Source organism: Streptomyces sp. NPDC090994 (assembly GCF_044768905.1).
GTDB lineage: Bacteria > Actinomycetota > Actinomycetes > Streptomycetales > Streptomycetaceae > Streptomyces.
Window position 1 is genome coordinate 1 of record NZ_JBIVWS010000040.1, and the last position, 23,349, is coordinate 23,349.

21 protein-coding genes and 1 pseudogene are annotated in these 23,349 nt (G+C 70.3%); 10 read left to right on the forward strand and 12 right to left on the reverse strand.

Annotated elements, in window-relative coordinates:
- Nucleotides 1–1,156 precede the first annotated feature (1,156 nt).
- Both ACIQR3_RS37145 and ACIQR3_RS37150 read left to right on the forward strand, forming a co-directional pair.
- Entirely contained in the window at nt 1,157–1,804 is a 648-nt protein-coding gene (locus tag ACIQR3_RS37145) for a helix-turn-helix domain-containing protein (protein ID WP_403545850.1), read from the forward strand.
- Nucleotides 1,801–2,286, forward strand: a complete 486-nt coding sequence (locus ACIQR3_RS37150; RefSeq protein ID WP_403545852.1) for a hypothetical protein — start codon at nt 1,801–1,803, stop codon at nt 2,284–2,286. The genes ACIQR3_RS37145 and ACIQR3_RS37150 overlap by 4 nt, the downstream gene beginning before the upstream one ends.
- A gap of 526 nt (nt 2,287–2,812) precedes the next feature.
- On the opposite strand, the gene ACIQR3_RS37155 is transcribed toward ACIQR3_RS37150, so the two are convergent.
- Together ACIQR3_RS37155 and ACIQR3_RS37160 are read right to left on the reverse strand one after the other, a co-directional pair.
- Nucleotides 2,813–3,598, reverse strand: coding sequence for a hypothetical protein (locus ACIQR3_RS37155; RefSeq protein ID WP_403545854.1), 786 nt, complete (start codon nt 3,596–3,598; stop codon nt 2,813–2,815).
- A gap of 1,419 nt (nt 3,599–5,017) precedes the next feature.
- The gene (locus tag ACIQR3_RS37160) at nt 5,018–5,398 is read right to left on the reverse strand and encodes a hypothetical protein (RefSeq protein ID WP_403545856.1); all 381 of its coding nucleotides are present in this window, start codon (nt 5,396–5,398) and stop codon (nt 5,018–5,020) included.
- A gap of 307 nt (nt 5,399–5,705) precedes the next feature.
- Here ACIQR3_RS37160 and ACIQR3_RS37165 point away from each other — a divergent pair, with 307 nt between their 5' ends.
- Nucleotides 5,706–6,281, forward strand: a complete 576-nt coding sequence (locus ACIQR3_RS37165; RefSeq protein WP_403545858.1) for a hypothetical protein — start codon at nt 5,706–5,708, stop codon at nt 6,279–6,281.
- Between the two features lie 462 nt (nt 6,282–6,743).
- Here the strand turns inward: ACIQR3_RS37165 and ACIQR3_RS37170 are convergent, their stop codons facing one another.
- The 4 genes from ACIQR3_RS37170 to ACIQR3_RS37185 all read right to left on the reverse strand — a co-directional run bounded on the left by ACIQR3_RS37170 (nt 6,744) and on the right by ACIQR3_RS37185 (nt 9,159).
- Nucleotides 6,744–7,364 (reverse strand): hypothetical protein, encoded by a 621-nt coding sequence (locus ACIQR3_RS37170; RefSeq protein WP_403545860.1) that lies wholly within the window; start codon nt 7,362–7,364, stop codon nt 6,744–6,746.
- Nucleotides 7,361–7,711 (reverse strand): hypothetical protein, encoded by a 351-nt coding sequence (locus ACIQR3_RS37175; RefSeq protein WP_403545861.1) that lies wholly within the window; start codon nt 7,709–7,711, stop codon nt 7,361–7,363. The genes ACIQR3_RS37170 and ACIQR3_RS37175 overlap by 4 nt, the downstream gene beginning before the upstream one ends.
- Entirely contained in the window at nt 7,708–8,676 is a 969-nt protein-coding gene (locus ACIQR3_RS37180) for a hypothetical protein (protein ID WP_403545863.1), read from the reverse strand. Before ACIQR3_RS37180 ends, ACIQR3_RS37175 begins: the two co-directional genes overlap by 4 nt.
- A gap of 135 nt (nt 8,677–8,811) precedes the next feature.
- Complete coding sequence (locus ACIQR3_RS37185; protein WP_403545864.1) at nt 8,812–9,159, reverse strand: hypothetical protein; 348 nt, start codon at nt 9,157–9,159, stop codon at nt 8,812–8,814.
- 493 nt (nt 9,160–9,652) lie between these two features.
- Here ACIQR3_RS37185 and ACIQR3_RS37190 point away from each other — a divergent pair, with 493 nt between their 5' ends.
- The 4 genes from ACIQR3_RS37190 to ACIQR3_RS37205 are packed head-to-tail and all read left to right on the forward strand — an operon-like array spanning nt 9,653 to nt 15,776.
- A complete protein-coding gene (locus tag ACIQR3_RS37190) occupies nt 9,653–10,417 on the forward strand; it encodes a TnsA-like heteromeric transposase endonuclease subunit (RefSeq protein WP_403545866.1) in 765 nt (254 codons plus the stop codon).
- Complete coding sequence (locus ACIQR3_RS37195; protein WP_403545868.1) at nt 10,414–12,684, forward strand: transposase; 2,271 nt, start codon at nt 10,414–10,416, stop codon at nt 12,682–12,684. Before ACIQR3_RS37190 ends, ACIQR3_RS37195 begins: the two co-directional genes overlap by 4 nt.
- Nucleotides 12,662–13,930, forward strand: coding sequence for an AAA family ATPase (locus tag ACIQR3_RS37200; protein ID WP_403545870.1), 1,269 nt, complete (start codon nt 12,662–12,664; stop codon nt 13,928–13,930). The genes ACIQR3_RS37195 and ACIQR3_RS37200 overlap by 23 nt, the downstream gene beginning before the upstream one ends.
- Nucleotide 13,931: 1 nt before the next feature.
- On the forward strand, nt 13,932–15,776 hold the full coding sequence (locus ACIQR3_RS37205; RefSeq protein ID WP_403545872.1) for a TniQ family protein: 1,845 nt from the start codon (nt 13,932–13,934) through the stop codon (nt 15,774–15,776).
- A 21-nt stretch (nt 15,777–15,797) separates the two neighbouring features.
- Here the strand turns inward: ACIQR3_RS37205 and ACIQR3_RS37210 are convergent, their stop codons facing one another.
- Complete coding sequence (locus tag ACIQR3_RS37210; protein ID WP_403545874.1) at nt 15,798–15,965, reverse strand: hypothetical protein; 168 nt, start codon at nt 15,963–15,965, stop codon at nt 15,798–15,800.
- Nucleotides 15,966–16,520: 555 nt separating this feature from the next.
- Here ACIQR3_RS37210 and ACIQR3_RS37215 point away from each other — a divergent pair.
- Nucleotides 16,521–16,640, forward strand: a pseudogene (locus ACIQR3_RS37215) (IS5/IS1182 family transposase); the annotation flags it as partial.
- Between the two features lie 373 nt (nt 16,641–17,013).
- On the opposite strand, the gene ACIQR3_RS37220 reads toward ACIQR3_RS37215, so the two are convergent.
- Nucleotides 17,014–17,283, reverse strand: coding sequence for a hypothetical protein (locus ACIQR3_RS37220; protein WP_403545876.1), 270 nt, complete (start codon nt 17,281–17,283; stop codon nt 17,014–17,016).
- 338 nt (nt 17,284–17,621) lie between these two features.
- Between ACIQR3_RS37220 and ACIQR3_RS37225 the strand changes: the two genes are divergently transcribed.
- Nucleotides 17,622–18,026, forward strand: a complete 405-nt coding sequence (locus ACIQR3_RS37225; protein WP_403545878.1) for a hypothetical protein — start codon at nt 17,622–17,624, stop codon at nt 18,024–18,026.
- A gap of 107 nt (nt 18,027–18,133) precedes the next feature.
- Here the strand turns inward: ACIQR3_RS37225 and tpg are convergent, their stop codons facing one another.
- The 3 genes from tpg to tap form a co-directional block, all read right to left on the reverse strand.
- Nucleotides 18,134–18,694: a telomere-protecting terminal protein Tpg gene (tpg, locus tag ACIQR3_RS37230; RefSeq protein ID WP_403545880.1), complete on the reverse strand. Its 561-nt coding sequence runs from the start codon at nt 18,692–18,694 to the stop codon at nt 18,134–18,136.
- 4 nt (nt 18,695–18,698) lie between these two features.
- A complete protein-coding gene (locus ACIQR3_RS37235) occupies nt 18,699–18,842 on the reverse strand; it encodes a hypothetical protein (RefSeq protein WP_403545882.1) in 144 nt (47 codons plus the stop codon).
- A gap of 119 nt (nt 18,843–18,961) precedes the next feature.
- Nucleotides 18,962–21,082 carry a telomere-associated protein Tap gene (gene tap, locus ACIQR3_RS37240; protein WP_403545884.1) on the reverse strand — a complete coding sequence of 707 codons (2,121 nt, stop codon included), beginning with the start codon at nt 21,080–21,082 and terminating at the stop codon, nt 18,962–18,964.
- Nucleotides 21,083–21,217: 135 nt separating this feature from the next.
- On the opposite strand from tap, the gene ACIQR3_RS37245 reads away from it, so the two are divergent.
- Nucleotides 21,218–23,041 carry a zeta toxin family protein gene (locus tag ACIQR3_RS37245; protein WP_403545886.1) on the forward strand — a complete coding sequence of 608 codons (1,824 nt, stop codon included), beginning with the start codon at nt 21,218–21,220 and terminating at the stop codon, nt 23,039–23,041.
- On the opposite strand, the gene ACIQR3_RS37250 is transcribed toward ACIQR3_RS37245, so the two are convergent.
- Nucleotides 23,005–23,274, reverse strand: coding sequence for a hypothetical protein (locus ACIQR3_RS37250; protein ID WP_403545888.1), 270 nt, complete (start codon nt 23,272–23,274; stop codon nt 23,005–23,007). The genes ACIQR3_RS37245 and ACIQR3_RS37250 overlap by 37 nt on opposite strands.
- Nucleotides 23,275–23,349 lie beyond the last annotated feature (75 nt).

The following is a 23,349-nucleotide window of genomic DNA, read 5'->3' on the forward strand; positions in this document are numbered from 1 at the left end:
CATAGAGCGCGAATTGCGCAAGCGCAATTCGGATTCCCCCGCAAGCGCGGGAATGGAATTCCGCAAGCGGAATTCCGAACGGAATGCAATTCGCGCAAGCGCGAATTGGAGGCGACCGCGCAAGCGCGATCACCCGGGCTGGCTACGAGGGGAGGTGCATCACGCGCGCGCCTGTGTAGGGCTTGGGGTTACTGACCACTACCCCCGCAACGAGAGTGACGGACCGTTGGCCCGATCGGGTGCCGGCCCCACCGCAGTGACGGGCTCCGCTGCGCTCCACCCGAACCCCTCCCCCACCCTCGAAACCGGCCGCTTCGCGTTCACCAATACCCCGCCAGCATACACGGCAACCCGCTACGGCGGGACTGTTTACGTCACGCATCACGCTGAAGTGGGAACGCGCTGCCAGGGTGATGCATCACGGACAGTTGCTGTGTAGCGTTTGGGCTCCAGCCGCGCCACCCCCGGCCCCGGCCATAAACTGACCGCATGAATTTGAATTACGCGGCCCTGGATAGCCTAGCCACAGAACGGAAGCCCGATATGGGAATGCCGGAATTCGGCGTGCGGAGGTACAGGAGCCTCACGGCCGCTAGGCCGTGTGGCGGAACCCTCCACTGGGATCGCCCACGCTTCCGTGCTTTTGATCGTCACGGCCGGTACCACCCGAGACTCAGAGCCGCTGGCGCCGCCTACGGTCCGCACCGGGCCCACGGTGGCGCACGCGAAGCAGCGCGCGCCACGACGGGGTCCGGCCCGAGGATGCCAACGCTGCTACTGAGACGGCGCAGCCACGGCGTGGCGGTGCTTGATCACTGTAGGGAGATCCGGTATCACGCGCGCGCACGTTCTAGAGGCAAGATCGCTACGTTTGCGCTGGTCAGGGCGTCGCCTGCGGAGCGATTTGTCAGCCCTGGACTGACAAATCGCGGTCGAGAAGTCAGCCGGTCCTGACGGATCAGCATGCTTTCGTGGCACTACTGCCACCAAAGGCGCCGCTGTGCGTCAGCGGGCGAGGTCACCGCCGGGGACCGGAATGTCAGTCCAGGGCTGACGTTTGGGTGACTTTCGTGTCTGCCGTGCCGCGTTTTCGTGGCAGCAGTGCCACGATCCGCTAGGGTTCTGACGTCATGACGATCAAGGAGACTGCGACCCCATGAGCTCAGGGCCCCTGGACGGCAGCGCAGCGCCACAGCTGCCTGGTGCGCCGTCCCGTCGTCGGCGGCGCCCGAAGCCGCCACCCACCGCCTACAACCGGTCCTCGGGCTCCACCATCGAGCTCCCCGCCGGCCATGGCGCGCAGGTCTTCCCGATCAGCTCCAGCACGGGCTTCATCGGCGACGCGTTCTCCATGGACAGCCTGGAGTTCATGCGATGGGCCGCAGTCCAGTACGACGACGACCGGTTCATCCTCGTGGTGCTGTTCACCCTCATGGGATCGCAGAAGCCCGGCGGACTGATCGAGGCCACCCACGAGGACATCGCCCAGCACCTCGGGTACAGCCGGCCCCACATCAGCCGGGCCTTCAACGTCCTGGAGGCCGACGGGGCGCTGCGGAAGCTCCAGAAGGGGCTGTACCAGCTCAACCCGGCCGCCTCGTTGCGGGGCGGGCTCCGGGAGCCCGCCAAGGGCGAGAAGAAGCGCTCCAGGCCCGTCCTAGGCGACAGGGTCGAGCAACTGGACCTGCTGCGCGAGATCATGGATGACCCGGACGCGCCCGAAGCGTTCCGGGCGATGGCCGCCCCCGGCGCGAAACTGGAAGTGCGCAAGGGGTCGGATGCGGAAGGGAAGGCCACGTCATGACGTCCTCTGCCGAGGAATGGGTGCCTCGCCGGAACGTGCTGTGGGGCAGCTTCAACGGCCTCGCGTACGTCCCGCGGCTCCCTCCCACCGCCTACACGCTGCTGCTGCACATGATGACCGAGCAGGAGCCGGGCGGCCTGGTCGTCGCCACGCACGACGAACTCGCCCACGGCCTCGCCATGGAACGCGGCATGATCAGCCGTGCCATGCCGCACCTGGTTGCCGCCCGGCTCGTCACCGTGATCCGCCGCGGGCGCTTCCAGCTCCACCCGATGATCGCCGCCTTCAACGACCCTCGCGAACAGCAGCGAGCCGTCAAGGCCCTGCCGAGGGACATGCAGCTGGACGTCGGCGACTTCGAAGACGAGTACGAACGCCGCTTCCAGCTCCACCTGGACGAGAAAGCCCGCAAGGCCGAGGCGAAGGCCAAGGGCAACGTCACCCCCATCACCAAGCCGACACGCCTCAAGCGCGTTCGCTGACCCGGCCGCCCGGCCGGCTGGCCGGGTGACACGACATTTGCAGTTCTGCGGCGCCGCTTTCGTGCAGCAGCTGTGCATGGGTCGCGCCGGGAACATCGCAGATTCGCGATGTTATGCATCTGCCGCGAGGACGCCCCGCCTCTCCCGAGGCTGGCTGAACCGCCGCCGCACCCCGCGTACCGCCATGGCGCCCTCCGACGGGAGGGCGCCGTCGTCGTTCCCGGCCGGGACGGAGCGGCACGCCGGTAGCACCGGCTACACCGGATCGTTCTGGAGCAGCAGAACAAACCGGCGCCACCCGTTGCACGGCCCGGGGCCGGCCTCCGATGCGTGCAGTACCTTTGTGCTACGCGGGGCCAGGCAAATGCTGCGCTGCATCCACGACACCACCCTGCTCCCGTCCGACGACCACCACCAGGTCCCGGCCGAAGGCCTTCGCCTTACACCTCACAGCGCACCCTGTCCACCAGGGGAAACCGGGTGTGTGGCTCACAGCAGGAGCCGGGTGTCAGGTGAGCGGCGGCGGTCAGAGGACGGTGCCGTGCAGGGCGCGGCGGTCACCGGACATTGCGTAGCGGCGGGCGGCGAGGCCGTGCTCGAGGGGCTCGCCGATCTGCGCGCACAGCAGGGCGAGGACGTTGGCCGCGTCGGTGTCGGACAGGTACGCCGGGGCGACTTCGAGCATCAGCTCGCCGAGCGTGTGGCTGCGGGCGGCGAGGTTGTCGACCTCCTGGCGCAGCGCGGCGACCACGGGATCCGCGTGCGGATCGATGGGTGGCGGGGGTGGTGCCGTACTGATATTGCGGACGGCCTGGCGGACCACCGCGCGTACCGTCGGCTCATCGAGCGCCTGGAGGCCGCTGTGGGCGAGCGTGGCGAGTCGCCGGGTGATCAGCTCCGCGACGTCGCCGGTACGGGCGGAGACGGCGATCAGGGTGCGCTGGGACAGGCCGTAGTCGAGCGCGGCCGCGACCGGGTCGGTGTCTCGCGTGCGAGACGTCTCGGTGTCGGCGGCGGCGACGGCGCCGTGGATCGCGGCCAGGGCGCGGGCGACGTCCAGGAGCCGGTACGCCTGCGCGCGGGAGATCCCGAACTCCGTTCGGCAGTATGACGCCCAGCTGCTGTAGCCGAGCGGGAGCCACACCCGGGCGGCGTGGGCGTCGCGGACCCGGGCTGCGAGCACCGCCACGGAGCGCCGGACGTCGTCCATCGCCGCGCGCAGCCCGGCCGTCACCTCCCGGGCCTGCGCCGCGCTGAGCGGCGGCCGCGCCGGTTCGACGACGTGCTCCTGGTCCTCGTTCTGCTCGCCCACGACCCCATCGTTCTGCTGACCGACGCCCTGCACAATCAGGCCGCTCTCGCAGGCAACGACCCCGCCACCGCAAAGCTTGTCGCCGGATCTATCCTCCTGGCGATCAACGCCTTCACCGACGCCGACAACCGGGACGCTCTGACCCTGCTGGGCGCATTGCGCAACGAGATCTGTCCTCTGACAGGTGATCTTGATCCTGGGTGCGGAACGGTGCCCAGGGGTCGGGATGGGGAGCGCTCGGGTCCTCACCCTCGGTGGACAGTCCGACGTAGGCGCGTAGGGCGGGGCGGGTACCGGGGAGGCCGTACTGGGTGAGCCGCTCGTGGAGGCCGGAGCCGAACGGCACGGGCTGGAAGTCCGCAGCGGTCAGCAACTCGGCCAGGACCCTCAGCAACTCCCGGCGCCCAGGGGAGAACTCGACGAACACCGCTACGGTGTCCGCGGGGTCGAACAGGGCTTCCAACAGGTTCTCGGCGCGGACAGCCAGCGGGCGAGGCACGACTCCTGTGAGTGAGTGCTTCGGTTGGCGTTTGCGCCAAAGACCGTCCAGATCAGGGCTGTTGGTGGCAGGCTCGATTCGTGGCAGATGATGTCGTAAGAAGCCAGGTAGCCGATCTTCAAGCCGAGTGCGTTGAGCAAGCACGGAAGAGCCGTTCCCGTCGGCAGTTCTGGCGACTTGCCCATGCCGCCCTCGGGCTGCCAGCTGCTGTGCTGGCTGGGCTCTCGGGGGCAGCGGGGCTGTCTTCGGCAGACGCCCGCATCCCAGCGGCTGTACTGGCACTTGTGAGTGCGGGACTTAGCGCTGCGATCACGTTTCTGAAGCCGGAGGCGCACCAGCAAGCGGCTCACGCACGCCGAAGGGCCTACCTTGCGTTGGAAGTCGAAGCGCGCTTCGCGCTGACAGAAGCTGCGTCCAGTGGTGATCCCGTCCCGTTGCCGGTCTACAGGGACTTGTTGGAACGCCGAAGGATGATCATCGCAGGCCAGCTCGACGACGTCGTGCAGCGAGTCGCCGTGGGGGGCCCTACTTCTGAGGCCGGAAGCGACGGATGAGAAGTGCGCTGGGTCGCCGCTGTGACTGAGCGTCCTTTCTGGCGAGTGGGCGTTGGCCAGGCAGGGAGGGGTGGGCTTGAACTGCTCAGGTTCTCCGCCCATCGATTCATGATCCGTATGCTCGCAGGGACCGCTGACACCGATTCCGCAGGCGAGCTGTCTCCTTGAGTCCAGCGGTCAAACTCACCTGTCAATCGGTCAAGATCGCCTGTCAAAGGACAAGATCCTCCGGGTCGACTGACGACACTGGCCCCTCACAACCTCATAGCTCCGGCGTCTACCTGGGAAAACAGGGTGTGAGCCTCACAGACCTTACAGGTTCACCTGGGCTCCGGAGCAGCTGGGCTTCCGCTTGGTGCCACTCGTTCAGGCCGACCGGCAATCCAGCGGCACCCGCTGGACGTACTCCTTGCGAAACCGGTCACGCTCTTCGAGCTGCTGGGCAAGGTACTGGGCGTCCTCGATGGAGATCCCAAGGGCCATCGCGACCTCCGGCACGGTGGCACCCACCCGCAGGGCCTGACGGACTCCGTTCCGCTGGGCTTGGGCGCCGATCGCAGTGCTCAGTGCGGGGACCGCCAGGGCGTCGTCGACTACGTCGGCGCGCCCGCGCGGGCGGTGCTCCAGCCGCCACACATGCCGAACCAGCTTCTCTGCCATCCAGGACAGTGGGAGGCCGCCGGGCACCTGCGCACAGGTCCGAATTCTGCGCGCCAGCCACTGCGCATGCTGGTCGGTCACGGCCACGTCTTCACGCTACGCCCCCGTTCCTGGGGCGTCAGTCGCAGGTCACTAGTCGCGCCGGGGGGAGCTCCGGGGTGTTGAGAGTGCCAGCGCTGAGCGGCCGCCGTGCCGTACGCGGTGCGGTGTCGTTGAGCAGCACGTGACGACTATCGCGTTCGCCGACGCGGTGCTGAAGGACGCTGCCGCGCTCCTGCAGGCGAGCATTTTCCGGACGTTGTCCGCGCACCCCAGCGGATCACTGCCCAGTTCGGCAGACTGACAGGCAAAGAGCCGCCTTTGCACGCCAACTGGCACTGACCTGGGGGAACTTGTGATCATCCGGCGATTCCTTGACGACGATGGTGAGCTGGCCCAGCACCTCGTCCAGCAGCTCAACACTCCACTGGACTGGCCAGAGGGCGAAGGGCTGAACACCGGGCACGTCGCGGAGATTGCTTCTGCGGCAGCCTGCGACGTCTCGTACAACCAGGCAGCCAACGGTCATCTGGCCGACCTCTTCGCCGCCCTCCCTCTACCGGGCACGCTCGAAGGCGATGAGTTCTGGGGCGCACTGGAGGAGGCGGGAGGCACTGCCGCGCTGTACATCGACCCCGGCAACATGGGCGGTCCGTCCTTCGATCGCCTGGCCAGGGGAAACGAAGCGGGCATTGCCGACCGAGTGCTCAGCTTTCTGGCGGAGCTCGACAACCAGCAGCGCGATGCCGTGACCAAGGTGATCGGCGACGCACTGGCCCATGACACGCTCGTAGCAGGTGGCCGCTACCTCGGGCAGTTGTGGCTGCGTGACGCCGAGACGACTGCCTGGCATGTTCTGCTCGCCAGGCGCCGACTGCACGAGACAGCGGACGACCGCAAGCGATTCCTCGAGGCGTGGGGCAACGCCTGAGCGGTACGGCCGCGCCTACGATGCGAAACGCCCCGGCTCCGGCAGCTGCAATGCCGGAGCCGGGGCGTTGTCGACCGGTGGCTATCCGGGCCAGGCGATGTTCAGGACGGACAGACGGCGCAGGGGCCTGTTCACCCAGTACGTGAGGGACAACTGGCCGACGGACGCGTAGCGCACGTCTTCGCCCTCGGGGTTGTCGGCGTTCCACTGGCGAAAGCCCCAGGGGTCAGCCGAGGCGGCGTCCAGGACGTCCCAGACGGTGTCTTCGGCGTGCTCGGGCAGGGTGGCGAGGACCTTCGCGGCCGGTGCGGAGAACGTCCAGGCCGCCGAAGCCGTAACCCGTCGCGACGCCTAGGCTGGTGGCGTGACGTCGTTCGTGTTCCGCGTCGTCGATGTCGAGCTGGAGCTCCGGCGACGCCGAAGTCGGCAGTCGCGGGAACCGTTGCGAGCATCTCGTCTCCCCTACAGACCCAGGGCCAGGGCGAGGGCCACAGCACGCTGACGCGTCGGGTCATCCTGCTGGTCCCAGGTGCCGGCGATGTGTTCAAGGAGGTCGGCCGACGCGTCGAACACCACGGCGTCCGGGTTGTCGTCGCTGCGGGAGCGGAGCTGGCCGACAGCCTGGAGGATGCGGTCGACCGGGGCTGGCGGTTCCTCCTCAGTGCTGTCGGCGCGAGGGCGAGGGGTAGCGGTCAGTTTCAGGGTGTACTCGTCGTCGGTGCGGGTGATCGCGGTGATGGTGTCGAGGTTCAGGCCGATGGGCTTACTGGCAAGTTCCGCGCTGACGAAGTCCGGGTGGTTGCCGATCGCGGCGGCGACAGCGTCCCAGGCGTAGGCCTCACCCTGCGGGCCGTCCTCGGGGATCGGTTCCACGTCGGTCAGGGACAGGGTGTAGCCGGTGCCGCCCGCGTCGCGGAACCAGACGGCTTTGTCGCCGGGCGAGACGTCGTCGACGCTGCGGATGTGAGGGCTGCGGCGCAGTGCTTCGGCGATGCGGACGACGTCGTGGCCATCGAGGAACGGGCTCGTGTCCCGGTCGATGGCCGCGGAGTCGGCGAGCTGCGCGTTGGTGGAGGTGGTCATGTGGGAGTCCCTTCTGAGGTGACGGTGTAGCCGTACCCGAAGCTGCGGCGCTGGGGGCGGTAGCCGAAGGCGGCGAGGATCGAGCCGATGGCACCGTGCATCGTCGTGGCGGTTGTCTGGTAGCGCCGGGTCACGTCGGTGAACAGGTGGTCGGACTGGACGAGGCTGTCGAGGTCTGCCGAGTCGAGCCGGTGATGGGTGAACCAGTCCACGTGCACCTGTTGCTCAAGGATGTAGACGGCGAATCCGCCAGCCTCACCGTCGACCTGCTTGGGGGTGAGCCCGGCACTCTCCAGGTCGAACTGCACCCGGTCAGCGAGCTGCTCGGGGCTTTCGCACGCGTTCATACCCCTACTCCCGTCGGCATGGTCGGCGTCTGCTCGGTGTCGGCGATCTGATGGAGGAGGTAGAGCATCCGGTCGGCCCGCCCGGGTGCGACGGCTGCGGGACGGTCCCCGTCCGGGGTGACCTCGCTGCGCCACGCCGCGGTCAGCCGGGCCATCTCGTGGACGTGCCCGGAGGGCAGGGACCAGGCGGCGTCCTGGGAACGCAGCCCGGCCGCCAGGTCGTCCAGGTCGCGGTAGCTCCAGACCAGCACGGTGCGCTGCGACAGGAGCGCGGTGAGGGCGTCGGCGCCCGGGACCGGGGCGCCGGCCCCGTCGGGTACACCCTTGGCGCGGGCGGAGACCAGGCGCAGCAGCGGGTCGGCGAGGAGCTGGCCGTTCGCGTCGATGACGGTGACCTTCGCCGCCGCCGGGCTGCGGCGGGTGCCCGCCGGGGTGTGGCCGCGCTCGGTGTAGTCGACGTGCAGGACGCCCAGCGGCCGGCTGCCGGGACGCAGCAGGGTGCGGACGGTGTGGACGGCGGCCGCGCGGTCGCGGGCGGCTTCCTCCTGGCGCTGGCGCAGGTCGCGGATGTGCCAGCAGGTCGGGCACAGGGCGCCGTACGACTCGGTCGCGAGGGGGGCGCGGTCGGGGCGGGCGCCGCAGTCCGCGCACACCCGCGCGCGCACGAAGTTCTCCGACCGGGCGCGGGCGGCGGCCAGCTGGGCGGCCGTGGACGCGGTCGGCGTCGACTGGTCGATGCGGTAGAGGGTGATCGTGGACTTGCGGCCGATACCGTCCCAGCCGTCGACGGTGGCCGCAGGCGGGCCCGGCTGGCGCGGCAGGTCCATGGTCTTGAGCTGGGCGGCGGTCGCGTAGATCCGGGCCGGGACGTCCCGCCAGGCGCCGAAGTGCGGCCGGGGGGCCGTTGCGTCCTGTCGGGTTCGGGTGCTGGCGGAGCTGTCCGGGGTGTCGTGATCGTGCGGCACGGATTCCTCCTGGCGGGGGATGTGGGTGTGCGCTGGTTGACAGGGGACACTGGAGGCGGGGTCCCCGGCAGCTGCCATGCCGGGGACCCCGCCGTGTACAGGTGCGGTCAGCCGGGTCGGGCCGACCCGGGGGGTCTACAGGGGCTTGCGGGTCAGGGCGCGGGCGACGGCCTGGGCGTGCTCACGCAGCGGGAGGTCCTGCCTGTCCCAGGTCGCGGCTACATGGTTGAGGAGTTCGGCCACGGAGCGCTCGGAGTCGTTCGGGTTGCCGGTGAGGACCTGGTCGGCGGCGGCCGCGACGTAGGCAGCGGGCGTTTCGCCGGGGCCGGCGGCGTGGGCGTCGCCCTGGATGCCCAGGACCAGCTGGTAGCGGATGCCGCCGCGGGTCTGGACGGTGATGGTGTCCTCGCACGGCTCGTCCGGTGTGGCGGCCACGAAGTCCGGGTGGGTGAGGATGGCCGCGGCGACGGCCTCGGTCAGCACCGGCTCGGGCAGGAGGTCGTCGTCGGTGGGGTCGGCGTCCTTGAGGGTCAGGACGTAGCCGATGCCGGCGGGGGTGGTGAAGGTGACGGTGTCGATGCCGGGGGCGCCGTCGGCATCGAGGATGTGCGGGCTGCGGCGCAGCGCCTCGGCGATGCGCTCGGGGTCGTGGTCGGCGTCGGCCAGCGGGCTCTTGTCGCGGTCGATGAGGCTGGCGGACTGAGCCGAAGCTCAGGAGTTGTCACCTGAGGAGCCGAGTGAGCTGGCGAGACGGGGTCGGCGAAGCAGTGGGGTTGTCACCAACAAGGCATTCGACTTGTCACATGCGCTCATTCAGCACTCTTTCTGTCACCAGAAACGAAGATCGGGAGCCTGAGGTTCTCCGTGGGGCTTCCATGAGCTCATGGCCGCTACACGTGCTGGGTCGGGAAGAGTAGCCGAACCCGCTGACACCGGGCCCGTCTGGTCGCATCAGTGCAGCTGGGAGGACCTTTTCGTGCCGACGGACATCGACGCGGGTAGGCCCGGCCTGGATCTGGGCGACGGCTGGACGAGACGGTGGACGGTCTCGTGGCGGACAGGCGGGGACGACGCGTCCTGCTCGGTGCACGACCTCGTACAGGAGCCGGTGCTCACGAGCGACCCGATGCGGCACTTCACCTGGCGCCGGGACCAACGCCACCGTCCTGGCCTGCAGTTCCTGACTAGCACTGGCCGTCACCACGGTGCGGAGAGCCTGGAGGAGAGCCGGGTGCTGCTGGCCCTGGACTTCGCCGGCGACGTGGTCGACGTCGTCTCACAGCCGCTGAAGATCTCCTTCGCGACCTGCGGGAAGCGCCGCTCCCACACCCCTGACTACCTCGCGGTGACCCGCCGCGGCGCCTGGCTGATCGACGTACGCCCCGAGCCCCTGATCAAGGAGTCGGACCGGGAGTCGTTCGCCGCGGCCGCCGAGGTCGCCGTCGCCTGCGGCTGGCGCTACGCGGTGGCCGCCCGCTGGCGCGAGCACGCCTTCGCAGGGCTGGACGCGATCGCGTCGCGGCGCCGGCTGAGTTCCGACCCGCTGGGGCTGCGGCCGGTGCTGCTCGCCGAGGCCGGGGGCGGGCGGAGGTTCGGCGAACTCGCGGCGGCGGCGGGCTGCGAGCCGGTCGCCCGGGCCCAGCTGCTGCACCTGCTGTGGTCCCGGCAGCTGGGAGTCGATTTGATCGGCCCGCTCCAGGACCGCTCGCTCGTGATGCCCGCCCGGGAGGCGGGCCGGTGACCGCGGCGGCAGTGCTGAACCTTTCCCCCGGCGCCGGACTGGTGCTGGACGGGACGGAGTGGACAGTCGAGCGCCGCGAACCGCACCTGGGGCGGGTGCAGTTGGTGAAGGACGACGGCACCCGCGAGCGGATGACCTTCCGCTTCCTGGCCAACCATCCGCAGTGCCGGCCATCGTCACGGACGTCGGCGGCGGGGGCCGACCGGGGCCGCCAGCGCAAGGCGTCCGAGGACTTGAACGCCGGCCGGCTGGAGCTGACCGAGCTGCGGATGGCCCACCTGCTGGAAGTGGCGACCGGGTTCCGCTCCGGCGACCCGTTCCACCCGGGCCCGGGCGAGCCGAGAACCGAGTACGACCCGGCGACGACGACGCTCACCGAGCGACGGCACGCGAAGGTGGCGGAGCTCGCGGCCCTGGACCCGCAGCACGCGGAGCTGCTCGGTTTGGGCTCGGTCGGCTACCGCACGCTGATCCGGTGGGAGAACGCCCGCCGCCGGTTCGGGCTGGTCGGCTGCGCGGACGACCGCTGGCTGCGCCGCAGCGGCGGAACCCGCACTGTTTCCGAGCCGGTGCGGGAGGCGGTCCTGGCGGTCCGCGAGGAGACGAAGCGGATGGCGAAGGTGTCGATGCGGACCAAGGACCGCATGATCCGCCAGTACGTCCGCGAGGAGTTCGGGCCCGAGACGAAGGTGCCCAGCTACGACACCCTGCGCCGGCTCTGGCAGGAGTGGTTCGGCCCCGGCGGCGCCCGGCAGCGCTACGCAAGGTCGGCCGACCTGCCAAAGTCGCAGGGGCACGTCCTGGTGCACCGGCCGGGCCAGGTCGTCGCGCTGGACACCACGGTGCTGCCGGTCATGGTCCGCGAGCACGTCTTCGGCGACCCGGTGAAGATGCACCTCACCCTGGCCCTGGACGTCTGCACGCACTCGCTGGTCGCCTTCCGGCTGACGCTGGTCTCCGACACCTCGGTCGACGTCGCGATGGTGCTGCGGGACGTGACGATGCCGCTGCCGATGCGGGCGGACTGGGGCGAGGACCTGGAATGGCCCTACCCCGGCCTGCCGGCCGCGGTGGTGGCCGAGTTCGCCGGGCACGCGGTGGCCGGCCTGCCGTTCTTCACCCCGGAGACGGTGACCACCGACCACGGATCGGTCTATCGCAACCACCACCTGGTCGAGGTCGAGCGGGTGCTCGGCTGCCAGGTCCTGCCCGCGCGGGTGCTGCGGCCGACCGACAAGGCCGCCGTCGAGCGGGCCTTCGGCGTTATCCGGCAACTGCTGTTCGAGGAACTCATCGGCTACACCGGCGTCGATGTCGCCGACCGCGGGGCCGACCCGGCCGCGGACGCGGTGCTGACAGCCGACCAGCTCGAGCACCTGATCGCGACCTGGATCGTCGCTGTCTGGCAGAAGCGCAAGCTGGGCGAGTACGCCCCGGCCTGGGATCCGGACGGCTCGCACAGCCCGAACTCGCTGTTCGCGGCGTCGTTCGCGCAGACCGGCTTCGCGATGGACATCCCCTCCCCGGAGCTGTTCTACGAGCTGCTGCCCGCCCACTACGTCCGCATCGACAAGCGTCGCGGGGTGAAGATCCGCGGACTTTGGTACGACGACGCCGATGTCCTGCGGGATTACCGCGGCGAGCTGTCGACGCGGGGCGGCAAGCACAAGGGCAAGTGGCTCATCCGCCGCGACCCGCGGGACCGGCGCCAGGTGTTCTTCCAGGACCCGATCAGCCATGACTGGCACCCGCTGCCCTGGACGGGCATGCCCCGGGCCGGGCAGATGCCGGCCTTCGGGGACGCGCGGGCCAGCGCCCTGCTCACCAAGGCCGCCGCGGCCGGGCTGAAGCCGAAGTCGGACGCCGAACTGCTGCCGGTGCTGCTGGAGCTGATCGGTTCGAACATCCCGGTCAGCAAGTGGCCGACCCAGCTGAAGAAGTCCCAGCGCACCGAGCACGCCCGCGAGACGCACCAGGCCAGGGCCGCGCAGGCCGACCGGCCGACGAGCACACCCGCACCGGCCCCACAGCCCGCCGTGTCTCCCGTGCCTGCAGGGGAGGAGACGGCGACGGTGCTGAGCTGGCCGGGGCGGGCTCGCGAGACGCAGGAAGCGGTCGCCGGGGAACGGCGCCGACGGCGGGAAGTTGTCCGGCCTGCTCCCGTCCCGCCGCCCGAGCTGGGCCACGGCTTCCGGGCCCGCAGTGTGTTCGTCCTGCCCGAGGACGACCTGGAGGAGGACCGTGGTGGACCAGACGACGCCGGATGAGCACGCGGTCGTCCCCTTTCTGCGGGCAGGTCCGCCGCCGGACCGCACCCGCTGGGAGGGCTGGCAGCAGTGGCGGAGTATCCGCGGCACGTTTGTGCCCGCGCCGCGTCTGACGCCGGCGGACTACCAGAGCCTGGGTCCCCGGCGTCGGGCTCTGCACGACCTGCACCGCACCGCGACGCACGTCAACATGCGGCTGCAGGAGACACCGATGAGCGCGCGGGTCGCGAACCTGATGCGCGGCCGGCTGCAGAACAACGCGGTGAAGTTCATGCCCGGCACCCGCGACGGCCTGATGATCAACGGTGGCGGGTTCCAGGGCAAGACCGAGACCGCCTGCGACGCGGCCGCGTCCTTCGAGGACGTCTGGCGCGAGGTCCACCACCAGCTGCTGCCCGGCCCCACCCCCGGCACCCGGGACGTATTCGTCCCCGTCGCCTACTGCCGCCTGCCGGTCCGCGCGACACCCAAGGGCCTCTGCAAGGCGATCTTGAACGTCTACGGCAACCCGCACCCCGGAACCCTGGACGACCTGGTCAGAGCAGTGCGGGACGCGATCCGGGACCATCGCACCACTGCCCTGCTGATCGACGACATCACCCGGCTCCGGCTCCACCGCGAGGACGACCAGGACACCCTCGACCTGATCCGCGAGCTGATGGACCTCAACGTCACCCTGATCCTGATCGGCGTGGACATCCCCGGCTCCGGCCTCCTGCGCGGCGCCTACGTCGACCAGCGCACCGGGCAGTGGGTCTTCCCCGACCACGGGCGAGGCGGGCGCCACAGCACCGCAGCCGCCACGCAGACCGGCCGTCGGTTCGACATGGTCGATCTCGACCCGTTCGACTACTCCACCCCTGCCGGCATCACCGCCTTCCTCGACCACCTCGCCGGCATCGAGGACCAGCTGCGGCTCCTGCGGTCCTTCGAAGGCATGCTGACCAGCGGCGAGATGCCCGAGTACCTCTTCGGCCGCACCCGCGGCGTCGTCGGCCTGCTGCGGCGGCTGATCGAGGACGGCTGCACCGAGGCGATCCTCACCGGCGAAGAACGCCTCACCCCCGAACTGCTCGCGAAGACCACGATCCACCTCGGCAACCTGGACGACCTCGACCCCGGCGCCGGCGAGGTCCCCGACATCCCGCAGGTCACCGTCCCGCCCGCGAAGCCCAAGTCGCGCCGAGGGCGCGGACGCAACACAGTCCTTGACGACCGCGGGAACAGGCCGGCCGCCGGTGACTGACATGACCACGGGCTCCGGGCGGCGGCCCTTCGGACTCAGCCTCGACCCCCTGGAGGGCGAGTCCTTGGCCGGTTTCGCCCTCCGTCTGGCCCACCGCCTACACATCTCGCCCCACGAGCTCGCCCGGCTGACCGGCCTGACCGCACAGGACCGGCTCGGTCGCGCCCGCGCGTCACTCTCGACGCGGCTGACACCGGCCGAGATCAAGAACTTCGCCGTCACCACCCGCCTGAACCCCCGCGAGGTCCGCGCGATGACGCTGGAACCTCTCGCCTCCCGCTATCCGCCGGCGGCCCGCGGCGTCGCCAACGTCCGGGCCGGCAACGTCTACTCCATGCACGCGGACCGATGGCTGTTCCCCACCACCGCCCGCTACTGCCCTCGCTGCCTCGCCGGCGACGGCTCCGACATCCAGAACGCCCACGGCGGGCCCTGGCAGATCCTCTGGCGCCTTCCGGTCGTCTTCGCCTGCCCGCGCCATGAGGTCTTTCTGGAACACCTCTGCCCTCGCTGCCAAAAGCCGGTCAACTTCAGCAACAGGGCCCAGTTGTTTCCCCGTCCCGCTGCCCCCGGAGTCCACCCCGCCCACTGCCGGACTTCCACGGTTCGCGACACCAGGACCGGCCGACACGACGACCCCTGTGGAGCACCGCTTGCCCACGACCCACTGCACCATCACCGACCCGGGCCGGGCCTGCTCGGGCTCCAGCACAAGATTCTTCACCTACTCCGGCCGGGCGGTCCGAAACAGCCAGCACAGCAGTACTTCACCGAGCTCATCCTGCTCACCGGCCTGGTCATGATCTGCTGGCCGCGCATCCAGCCGGTCGGCACCACCCGCCAACTCACCGAGGCCGTCGCCCAGCACCTCGCCATCCAAGAAGGAACCGACTCCCGTCTCTACCGATCCACCGGGGCGCCCGTCGACGCGTTCGTCTGCGCCGGCCTCCTCCAGGTCACCGACCGCCTCCTGGCCGCGAACGACCTGCGCGAAGCACTCTCCTCGCTCGCCCCCGAGGAGAACCGGAACCGCAGCGGAATCCCGCCCACACGGCACCTGATCTGGGACAGAACCTTCAAGAAGCAGCGCAGCGCCTGCTCCGAGCGCTTCCAGGACGCCGCTGACACGATCGTTCCCACCTTCCGGCGCACCGGCAAAGGCGGGCTCCGCCTCCCTTCGACCGGTGCCGGCCTGCGACCTGAACACATCCCCGCGTTCCTGCCCCAAGCCCTCGCCGACCATCACCTCGGCTTCCTCTCCGCCATCGCCCCCAAGATGCGCCGACGCAGTGCTTCGGTCTTCCTCGTCCGGCGCGCACGCGGCGGCAGCCTCGACGAAGCCACTCAGTTCCTCGGGATCAACCCCCAGGGCAAGCGGAACGGCTACACACAGTTACTGAATCGCCACCTCCGCACCAGCGGCACGGCCCGCGACTTCGAGCACGCCCTCGACGCCATCACTGCCGAACTCCTCGCCGGCCCCACCATCGACTACCAACACCGACGCGAGGCCCTCGCCACCTGGACCCTGGAACCCGAGAGCTGGCAGCACATCCTCGCCCAGCTCCCGGTCCTCACAAGCCACCGAAAACCCATCAGCGACGACCGCAGACGCCTGGCCGTCAGCGCCTACATCTGGACCCGCGCCACCGAAGGCGAGCCCGACTTCGCCCCCTGCCCACCACACATCGCACCCGACCCAGCACTACGCGCTGTCTGGACGCGGGAGCGGCACAACGTCTTCCACTGGCTCCACAAAGCAGACCACCAGCCCTACTACGGCGCCCTCAAGCCACTGCTCGAAGACCACGCCGAGCACCTGACCAAAGCGATCGACAGACGCTGAGCCTGAGCGTGATGGGCAAGGTCAGGACCGCGCGGTCCGGAACGCCAAATACCGACTGAAGGCTTCGTGGCTGTCGGGGGTGAAGCGCCACTCCAGCAGGGCCGACCGCAGCTCCGGCTCGGTCAGCCAGCCATGCCAGGCGACCTCGGGATCGGGGACCACGGCGTCCGGCACCACGGCTTCGTGCACGCCGAGCCAGTGAGTAGTTGTATTTGAACTCTGGCCGTGAGGCGTTGGCAGCTGGATGATCTGCGGTGTGGGGGCTGGCGGGACGGTCCGGCGGTATTGCCGGGAGTGCGGTGATCCGTTGCCGGTGATGATGGCGGCGGCCGCAGTGTTCTGCTCAAGTCGGTGCAGGTCACGGCAGTGGCGGAGGATGCGGCGGACACGGTCGCGGGTGGCCGCGATACAGCGGGGCGAGCAGGTGGAGTGTCCGGTGTACGGGTGGTCGTGGACGGTGGGGGTGGAGCGGGCGAGGCCGGCGGTGTACTGCTCCAGTCGGTGCCGGGTACGGGCCTGTCGGCAGCGGCGGGCGTCGCGTTTTGGTGTTGCGGAAACGCCGTAGGCGAACGCCTGGCCTGAACCTTCAACCCCCTTGTTTCGCACGGGCGTTGAGGCCTCTGGGTGGTGCTTCCGGTGCACCCGGCTCGCGCTCTGTCTGCGCCGGGCGGGCTCGCGCGAGGGTGGTGGGTGAGCGGGGCCGGCGCGACGAGGTAGCGGATCGCGTCGACGATCTGCCGGCGGCGCTCCCTCGGCTGGATCATGAACGCCCGCCGCAACGCACGGGACTATGAGCGACTTCCCCAACACGCCGAAGCCCATCTGAACTGGGCGTTCATCACGCTCATGACCCGGCGCCTGACCGCTGCCGCAGCAGATGCGGCCCGCCCCCGGGCCGCGTGGAAGGACTGGACGGACCCGCCCGAGCACGACCTGCTGGTGCGGCGGCCCCTGCAGCTGGCCCGGACCATGGCCTCGTGCGTGGACGGAGGTTCACCCTGCGACGGGAGTTGCACCCTCCAGCCAGGCCTCCGGCTGACCGGGACAACGCCGCCGCGATCGGGCGGTGAGCTCCACTGGGACCCCGCCGGTACCGCTATCCAGCGAGGGCGTGGGCCGCTGTACGCCCGAGCGGCGGGGCGCCGCCTCCCGCTCCGCGGGCAACGGAGCGAGTCGCCAGGCGTTTGCACGCCGTACTCGGCACCGTGCGGCGATGAGCCGTTGCACGGGGCAGCCCCTAATAAGGCCTGGCGGCTAGGCGGCACGCCTCAGAGGCGAACTGCTCGCCCATGTAGGGGTTGAGCGCCTGCTGACAGGCACGGAAGTCACCTAGGCGGCCATCCTGGCAGGCGGACACGGCTGTCCCTAGCGGTGTACCGAAGTGCTGCGCCGCATTAATGCAGTCCTGAATCGCCGCGTGGGCGGCGGGGGCGGCGGTGATGAGACCGGCGGTGGAGGCGAGGGCGGTGGCCGCGATCAGGGCCAGCGTGGTCAGCACTCGACGCATGAGGCACTTCCTTCCATCTCTCGGGGCCGACCGCACCGGCGGCCCGGCCCATGACGCCTGGGCTCCCACGGCGGGTCGATAACCGCCGCGGGCAATCCCGGTTGCCGTGGTGCTGCCCGCCCGGGGCTGCGGCCACGCCCCTCCTCACCCGCATGAGGGACCCCGTCACCTCAACGCGCCCCCACCCCACCCCTTTGCACGCCCGGCGCGCCAGCGCCCCGTACGGCCTGCTCTCCGGGGTGCTGGCGCGCCGGGTACGGTCGGAGGGTGAGCAGCAAGATGGAGCCACCGGTGCAGGTGCTGCTAGCTGGCCATGATCGTTCTCAGCGCCAACCACTGTGCCGACGTTCCCCGAGGCCGTCATGGTGCAGACCCTCGCCGCCGCCGGCGAACTCCAGCGCGACCTCCAGCGGGAGCTGACGTACGACGGACTGCGGGCCGCCGAGGCCAAGGGCAGCAAGGGCGGACGCCGCCCGGCTGTGCCAGCCGACAAGACCGACGACGTGCGTATCGCCTACTTGAAGGCCGCTCGATCGCCGCCCTTGCCCGCGAGCGTAGCGTCAGCCGCGGCGCGGCGCGGCGGGGGCGAGGGCGGTGCCCAGGGCGGTGGCGGTCTCCAATACCTCGAGCCCTACGCCGAGGCGGCCCGCACGTGGCTGCACGCCGAGGCCGAGGTCGTCGACACCACGCACCTCACCCCCGCCCAGGCCGCCCAGCAGATCGCAGAGGCCGTCAAGAGTTGAGACCTTCCGGCGCCGCACCGCGCAGGTGACAACAAGACTGCCTATGTGACAACTACCGTGCTTCGGCTCACGGACGTGAATTCAGCGGTCACGTGGAGACTCCTATTTCAGTAGTCCAGATCCAGGTAATCAATGTCGTTGATTTCCACGTCCGAGAGTTCCATAGCGCGGCCTCCTCCGTCCTGGAAATACACTTCTTTAAACCCTTCGGCGATGATTCCGCGCATCTGCTGGTCGCTGGCCCCCGCCTCGCGGGCGTCGAACAGGCGCTGCGCGTAGGCCGGGGGGAGGTGCACGGTGAGCCGCCGGAACCGGCCGTCGTCGGTCGATCCGGCGGACGACGTGTAGCCGAACCGGGCGCGGGTCTCCACCGTGACTCCGCCCGTGGTGGCGGCCTGGCGCTGCCGGCGCTTGCGTACCAGCGGCTGCCAGCGTGCCCGTACTGCGTCATCGATCTTCGCGGCGACGTCGGCGCGGGCGTGCTTGCGGGCGCCGCGCCGGTAGCGGTTGACGGAGTCGGCGGTGACTCCGAGCTCCTGGGCGACGGCCTTCGCGCTGCCCAGTTGCTTGAGCAGGTAGCCGATCTGGCCCTTCAACGTCTTGGGCGGGTCCTTGGTGAACGCCTCGCGGTCGGCCCGCTCGATGGCGTCTTCGATCTCTCCGGTCACGGCTTCAGTTCCCTTCGGGTGCGGGGTCCTGGCCGTCGGGGTCGACGAGCCGGAACCAGGCCTCGCGTGTCTCGCGCAGGTCGTGCCGCCACAGCTCGGACTGCGGCGAGGCCCGGCGGGTGCGCAGGGAGAACTGCAGGGCCTCCATGCGCGCCTCCAGGCGGTCCAGCGTCCGCCCCAAGCTCCGCGCCGGCCTTCATCGACGACGCGGAGCTTGGGGCGGATCCGCCCCGAGCGGGAGACCTACCGGTGCCGGTGGTCACAGCCTCACTGGCCTTCGTCCAGGACGGCGTCGCCGCCCTTGATGAGGCGGGCCGGGTTGAAGCCCTTCTCCAACACGTCGACCGCCCACAGCATCGACTGAACGCCCTCCAGCTTCGCCAGGCCCGGCGTGGGCCCGAGACGGAAGCCGCCCGGCTGCGGCTTGCCCGAGGCGGCGTACGGCAGGAAGCTCAGCGGACTCTCCCCCGGCGAGGGGTAGACGACGCAGTCGGACAGCACGGCGAGCGGGTACAGGCCCGTCATCTCCGCCATCTTGAACAGCTTGCGGTGCATGTTGACCCGGGCCTTGCTGATGACGGCGGCGCGGATGTCCGGGCGCCACGTCGGGCGCATCATGGCTGGCCACGGGTCGCCGTCCTTGTGGTTCTTGCCCTGCGGGTTCTCGAACAGCTTGCCGATGCCGCCCTTCACCGTCGCCTTGATCGCGGCCAGCACGGCCGTCAGCACCGGGTCGACGTCCTTGTGCCGGGCCATCGCCGCCAGGAACTCCGTGTCGGACAGGTCCTTGGTGACGCCCATGTCGGCGAGGGTGTCGACGTAGGCGGCCTTGAGCCGGTCATGCCACGGGTCCAGGTACGCGCCGGTCTCCTTGCGCAGGTACGCCTCGATCGGCTCCACGTTGTAGCCGAGCTCCTGGGCGTAGGCAACGGTGTGCGTCTGGTACCAGGCCGGGCCCGTCGGACGCTCACCGGTCGGCGTGAACGGCGAAGGCAGGCGCGGGTCCAGCTCCACATGGGACAGGTCGACCAGCCACGAGCCGGGGATCTTCGGGTTGAACTCCGGGCCTACGAAGTGCACCGGCTCCGACAGGCCGACCGTGAGCCGGGCGGCGGCCGCGAGGAACGCGGTGTTGAGGTCCAGGCCGACCGCGTACGGCAGCTGGCACTCCTCATCGGTGAGCAGTTCCACCGGCCGCACCCACGTGTACGCCTCCTCACGGAGGAAGCCGCCCTTCCAGCCGGAGTGGAAGACAGCAGGGTGTTCGGGCTGGCCCTCCGGCGGGGCCGGGTCCATCGGCTGCGTGCCCAGCGAGCCCGGGTGGTGGCCGGACACCCAGTTGCCGGTCTCCTCATCGCGCACCGGGCGGGTCGGCGGGCGCAGCGCGGTCATCAGCTCCAGGCCGTTGACCGCCGGGTTGCCGCGCGGGGTGATGACCCGCTGGGCGTAGATCCCGAGGACGCGGGCGATGTCGGCCGGCTCCATGTCGCTGACGCCGGGCCAGGACCTCTCATCGAGGGCGTCCCAGGGCAGGACCGCGAGCTGCACGCACTGGCGCTGGTTCCCGGAGGCTTTGCGGTAGATCCGCGCCCACGGGCCGAACCCGCGCTGCGTGAGCTGCCACTTCGCCTTGAGGATCTGCTTGACGACCGGGTGGTCCTCCGGCAGGCGCAGGCCGCGCCGGTCCTCCAGGTGCTCCGGCAGCCCGAGTTTCGCGGCGGCCGCGGCGGTCAGCACGATCAGCGGATCGGAGTCCTTGCCGTGACGGTGCAGCTTCGGCGCGCCGAGGCCGGACTCGCGCAGCGTCCACTCCACCAGCTCCACCACGGTGGTGGCCGGGCAGTCGAGCACCAGCCCGCCCGTGCCGTATGCGGAGCCGTCGCCGTCGAGGACGGCGAGCGGGCCGTGGGGGAAGCGCGGGTCGACAGCGAACGCGGCGGCCTTCTTCGCCGCCGGGCGCCGGGACGACGTCACCGGGCGCGCGGCCGGACGGGCGGGACGCTCGGGCACGGCCTGGACGGCCGGAGCCTGAACCGGCGCGGCGGTCTGTTCGGGGGCGGCCGGGCCGGTGAACGTCTCGGGCACCTCCGGCTGTGGCGCGACGGCCGGGGCCGGGGCGGGCGTGGCAGGGGTGGCGTGCGCGGGGTACTTCGCCGCCCACCCCTTGAGCAGCCGCTGGTAGGCCTCCAGGCGCGGCGACTTCGGCTCGGAGCGGCCATTCTCGTAGTTCTTGACCGTCTGCACGGACGACTTCAGGGCCTGCGCGAGGCGGACCTGGGTGATGCCGGCGGCCTCACGGAGCCGGGCACGCTCGGCCGGGGGCGGGAGCTGCGGCTCCTCCTCCAGCAAGGCGTCGATGTTCGCGAACAGTTCTTCCTCGGATGCCATATCTGTCTACCTCCACCCCGAAGACTACCAGACTTTATCCCTGTATTTAGCTCGCTTATTTAACCTTATCGAAAATATGCTAACGTGCCGTCAGTAGATCACCGAAGCAGCCAACACCACTGTCAGGAGGGCTAGTTGGAGAGCGTCGCTCGGTCGGTGCTGAGCGAGGAGGAGCACCAGCAAGTCCTCGCTGAGTGGTTACCGCTGTGGACCCGGGAGGCTGTGCCGCAGGAGCGGCCGGTCGTCGTAGTCGTCGCTGGCCAGCCCGGAGCCGGGAAGACCGCGGTCGCCGACCTGGTGGAAGCGGCACTGAAGCGGCGCGGCGGCGCTGTACGGGTCTGCCGCGACCTCTACAAGAACGCGCACCGCGCGTACGCCTCGGCGTTGGCGGCCGACATCCGCACCGCCGGTGCCGCGGTGCGGCCGGACACCAGCCGCTGGCAGGCCGAAGTCGAGAAGCACGTCCGCACGCGGCGGTTCGACGCGGTCGTCGAATCCGCCCTCGCTGACGCAGACGAGTTCCGCACCTCCTCGAAGGCATACCGGCGCTCCCGCCACCGGATCGAGATCGTCGTGGTCGCGACCGCAGAGGCGTGGAGCCAGCTTGGAACCCTGGACCGCCTCCTGGACGGGGCGGCCGGCGCTGACGGCCCACGGTATGTGGCCTGGGACAACCTCGACACATGCGTCGAGGAGCTGCCGACGACGCTGGCGGTCATCGAGGCCGAGCACCTGGCCGACCGGATCACCGTGGTCCGCCGCGACGGCACCGTGCTGTACGACAACGAACTGCACGACGGCGCGTGGCGGCGCCGGGCCGCTGCGGACAGGGCCGTGGTGTACGAGAAGCGCCGGCCCTGGAGCGCGAAGGAGACGGCCGTCTTCCACCACGCGCTCACGCAAGCCGAGGTGCGGGTGCACCGTGATCTGCCCGAGGACGAGCGCCTGGCCGTGCACCGGGACGTCCGGCGCGCGGCCGCGTTCGCCGAGCCCGTACGGCGCATCGCCCAGTCCCGACGGCGAGCGCCCGGCGTCGACTACCACCGCCTCTCCGCCGACGAGCACCGCTGGGTCTTCGACGAGCTGATCGCCCCGTCGTACCTGAGCGGCATCATCACCCGGCCCGATCCTCGCGCCGTCTATGTGCTGGGGCAGCCCGGGGCGGGCAAGCTCCTGGCCGCGAGGATGGTGCGGCGCGCGATGCGGCCGGGCACGACTCATCTGATCGGCGACGACTTCAAAGCCCAGCACCCGGACTACCTGCGGCTGCTGCGCGAGGACCCCCGCCGGGCCGGAGCGGCGATTCGGGCGGACTACCGGGCGTGGTTCACCCAGGCCGAGCAGTACGTGCGGGAGCGGCGCGGTGACGTCCTGATCGAGGGCGCGCCGGGCAGCGTCGAGGAGCTGTTCGACAGCGCCCTGCCGTACGCGGCCAGCGGCTACCTGGTCGAGCTCGTGGTCCTGGCCGTCCGCGAGGCCGACAGCCGTCAGGCCACCGCGCTGCGCTACGCCCGGTCCCTGCAGATCGGCCTCACCCCCAGGTTCACCACGCGGTCGGGGCACCGGACCTGCTTCCACGCGCTCACCGGTGTCGTCACCGCCGCCGAGCGCCATCCGGCGATCGCCGCGATCACGGTGATCCGGCGGGACAGCCGCGCCCTGCTGCGTCACGAGGCCGGCGGCGCCGGGAGGGCATCATGGGCCCTGGCGGCGGAACGGGCACGCCCGTACACCGAGCAGGAGGCCGCCGCGTTCTTCCGCCTCCACCACGGTCTGTGGCGAGCGCTCCCCCGGCACCGTGACGAACTGGAGGAGATGGTCGCGCTCGCCCGCCCGCTGATGCCGCCCGGGATGCAGCCGGCCCGGATCGACCGGCCGCACCCCTCCCTGTGGCCTCTGCCCGTCCCGTTCCAAGGAGCGGCCTACGACGCGTCGAGGTCCTTCAGCCGGGCCGCGTAGACCTCCTTGATCCGGGCCGCTTCCTCCGGGTCGGCGGTCACAAGCTGCTGCTGGTCGGCGAGCGCGGCCTGACGGCCGGCCCGCAGCTCCTCGATCCGCTCCTCATCGGGCACCGGGGAACCCTGCTCGGCGAGGAGCTGATCGTTGTACCAGCTCACCACCGCCCGCACGGCGTCCGCGGCCTGCGCCTCGACGCCGCCCTCCAGACCGGAGAAGTCGGGGCTGTCGGACATGGCTACCACCTTCGTGTTGATCTTGCTGGGAAACGGTCATTGTCTCCCTGGCCGATTCCGGTGGCACCCCGCCGC

What these genes read in the sequence shown, in the direction of transcription:
- ACIQR3_RS37145 (WP_403545850.1), top strand. Translation starts at nt 1,157, where the DNA reads ATGAGCTCAGGGCCCCTGGACGGCAGCGCAGCGCCACAGCTGCCTGGT.
- ACIQR3_RS37150 (WP_403545852.1), top strand. Translation starts at nt 1,801, where the DNA reads ATGACGTCCTCTGCCGAGGAATGGGTGCCTCGCCGGAACGTGCTGTGG.
- ACIQR3_RS37170 (WP_403545860.1), bottom strand. Translation starts at nt 7,364, where the DNA reads ATGACCACCTCCACCAACGCGCAGCTCGCCGACTCCGCGGCCATCGAC.
- ACIQR3_RS37175 (WP_403545861.1), bottom strand. Translation starts at nt 7,711, where the DNA reads ATGAACGCGTGCGAAAGCCCCGAGCAGCTCGCTGACCGGGTGCAGTTC.
- ACIQR3_RS37205 (WP_403545872.1), top strand. Translation starts at nt 13,932, where the DNA reads ATGACCACGGGCTCCGGGCGGCGGCCCTTCGGACTCAGCCTCGACCCC.
- ACIQR3_RS37220 (WP_403545876.1), bottom strand. Translation starts at nt 17,283, where the DNA reads ATGCGTCGAGTGCTGACCACGCTGGCCCTGATCGCGGCCACCGCCCTC.
- ACIQR3_RS37235 (WP_403545882.1), bottom strand. Translation starts at nt 18,842, where the DNA reads ATGGAGGCCCTGCAGTTCTCCCTGCGCACCCGCCGGGCCTCGCCGCAG.
- tap (WP_403545884.1), bottom strand. Translation starts at nt 21,082, where the DNA reads ATGGCATCCGAGGAAGAACTGTTCGCGAACATCGACGCCTTGCTGGAG.
- ACIQR3_RS37250 (WP_403545888.1), bottom strand. Translation starts at nt 23,274, where the DNA reads ATGTCCGACAGCCCCGACTTCTCCGGTCTGGAGGGCGGCGTCGAGGCG.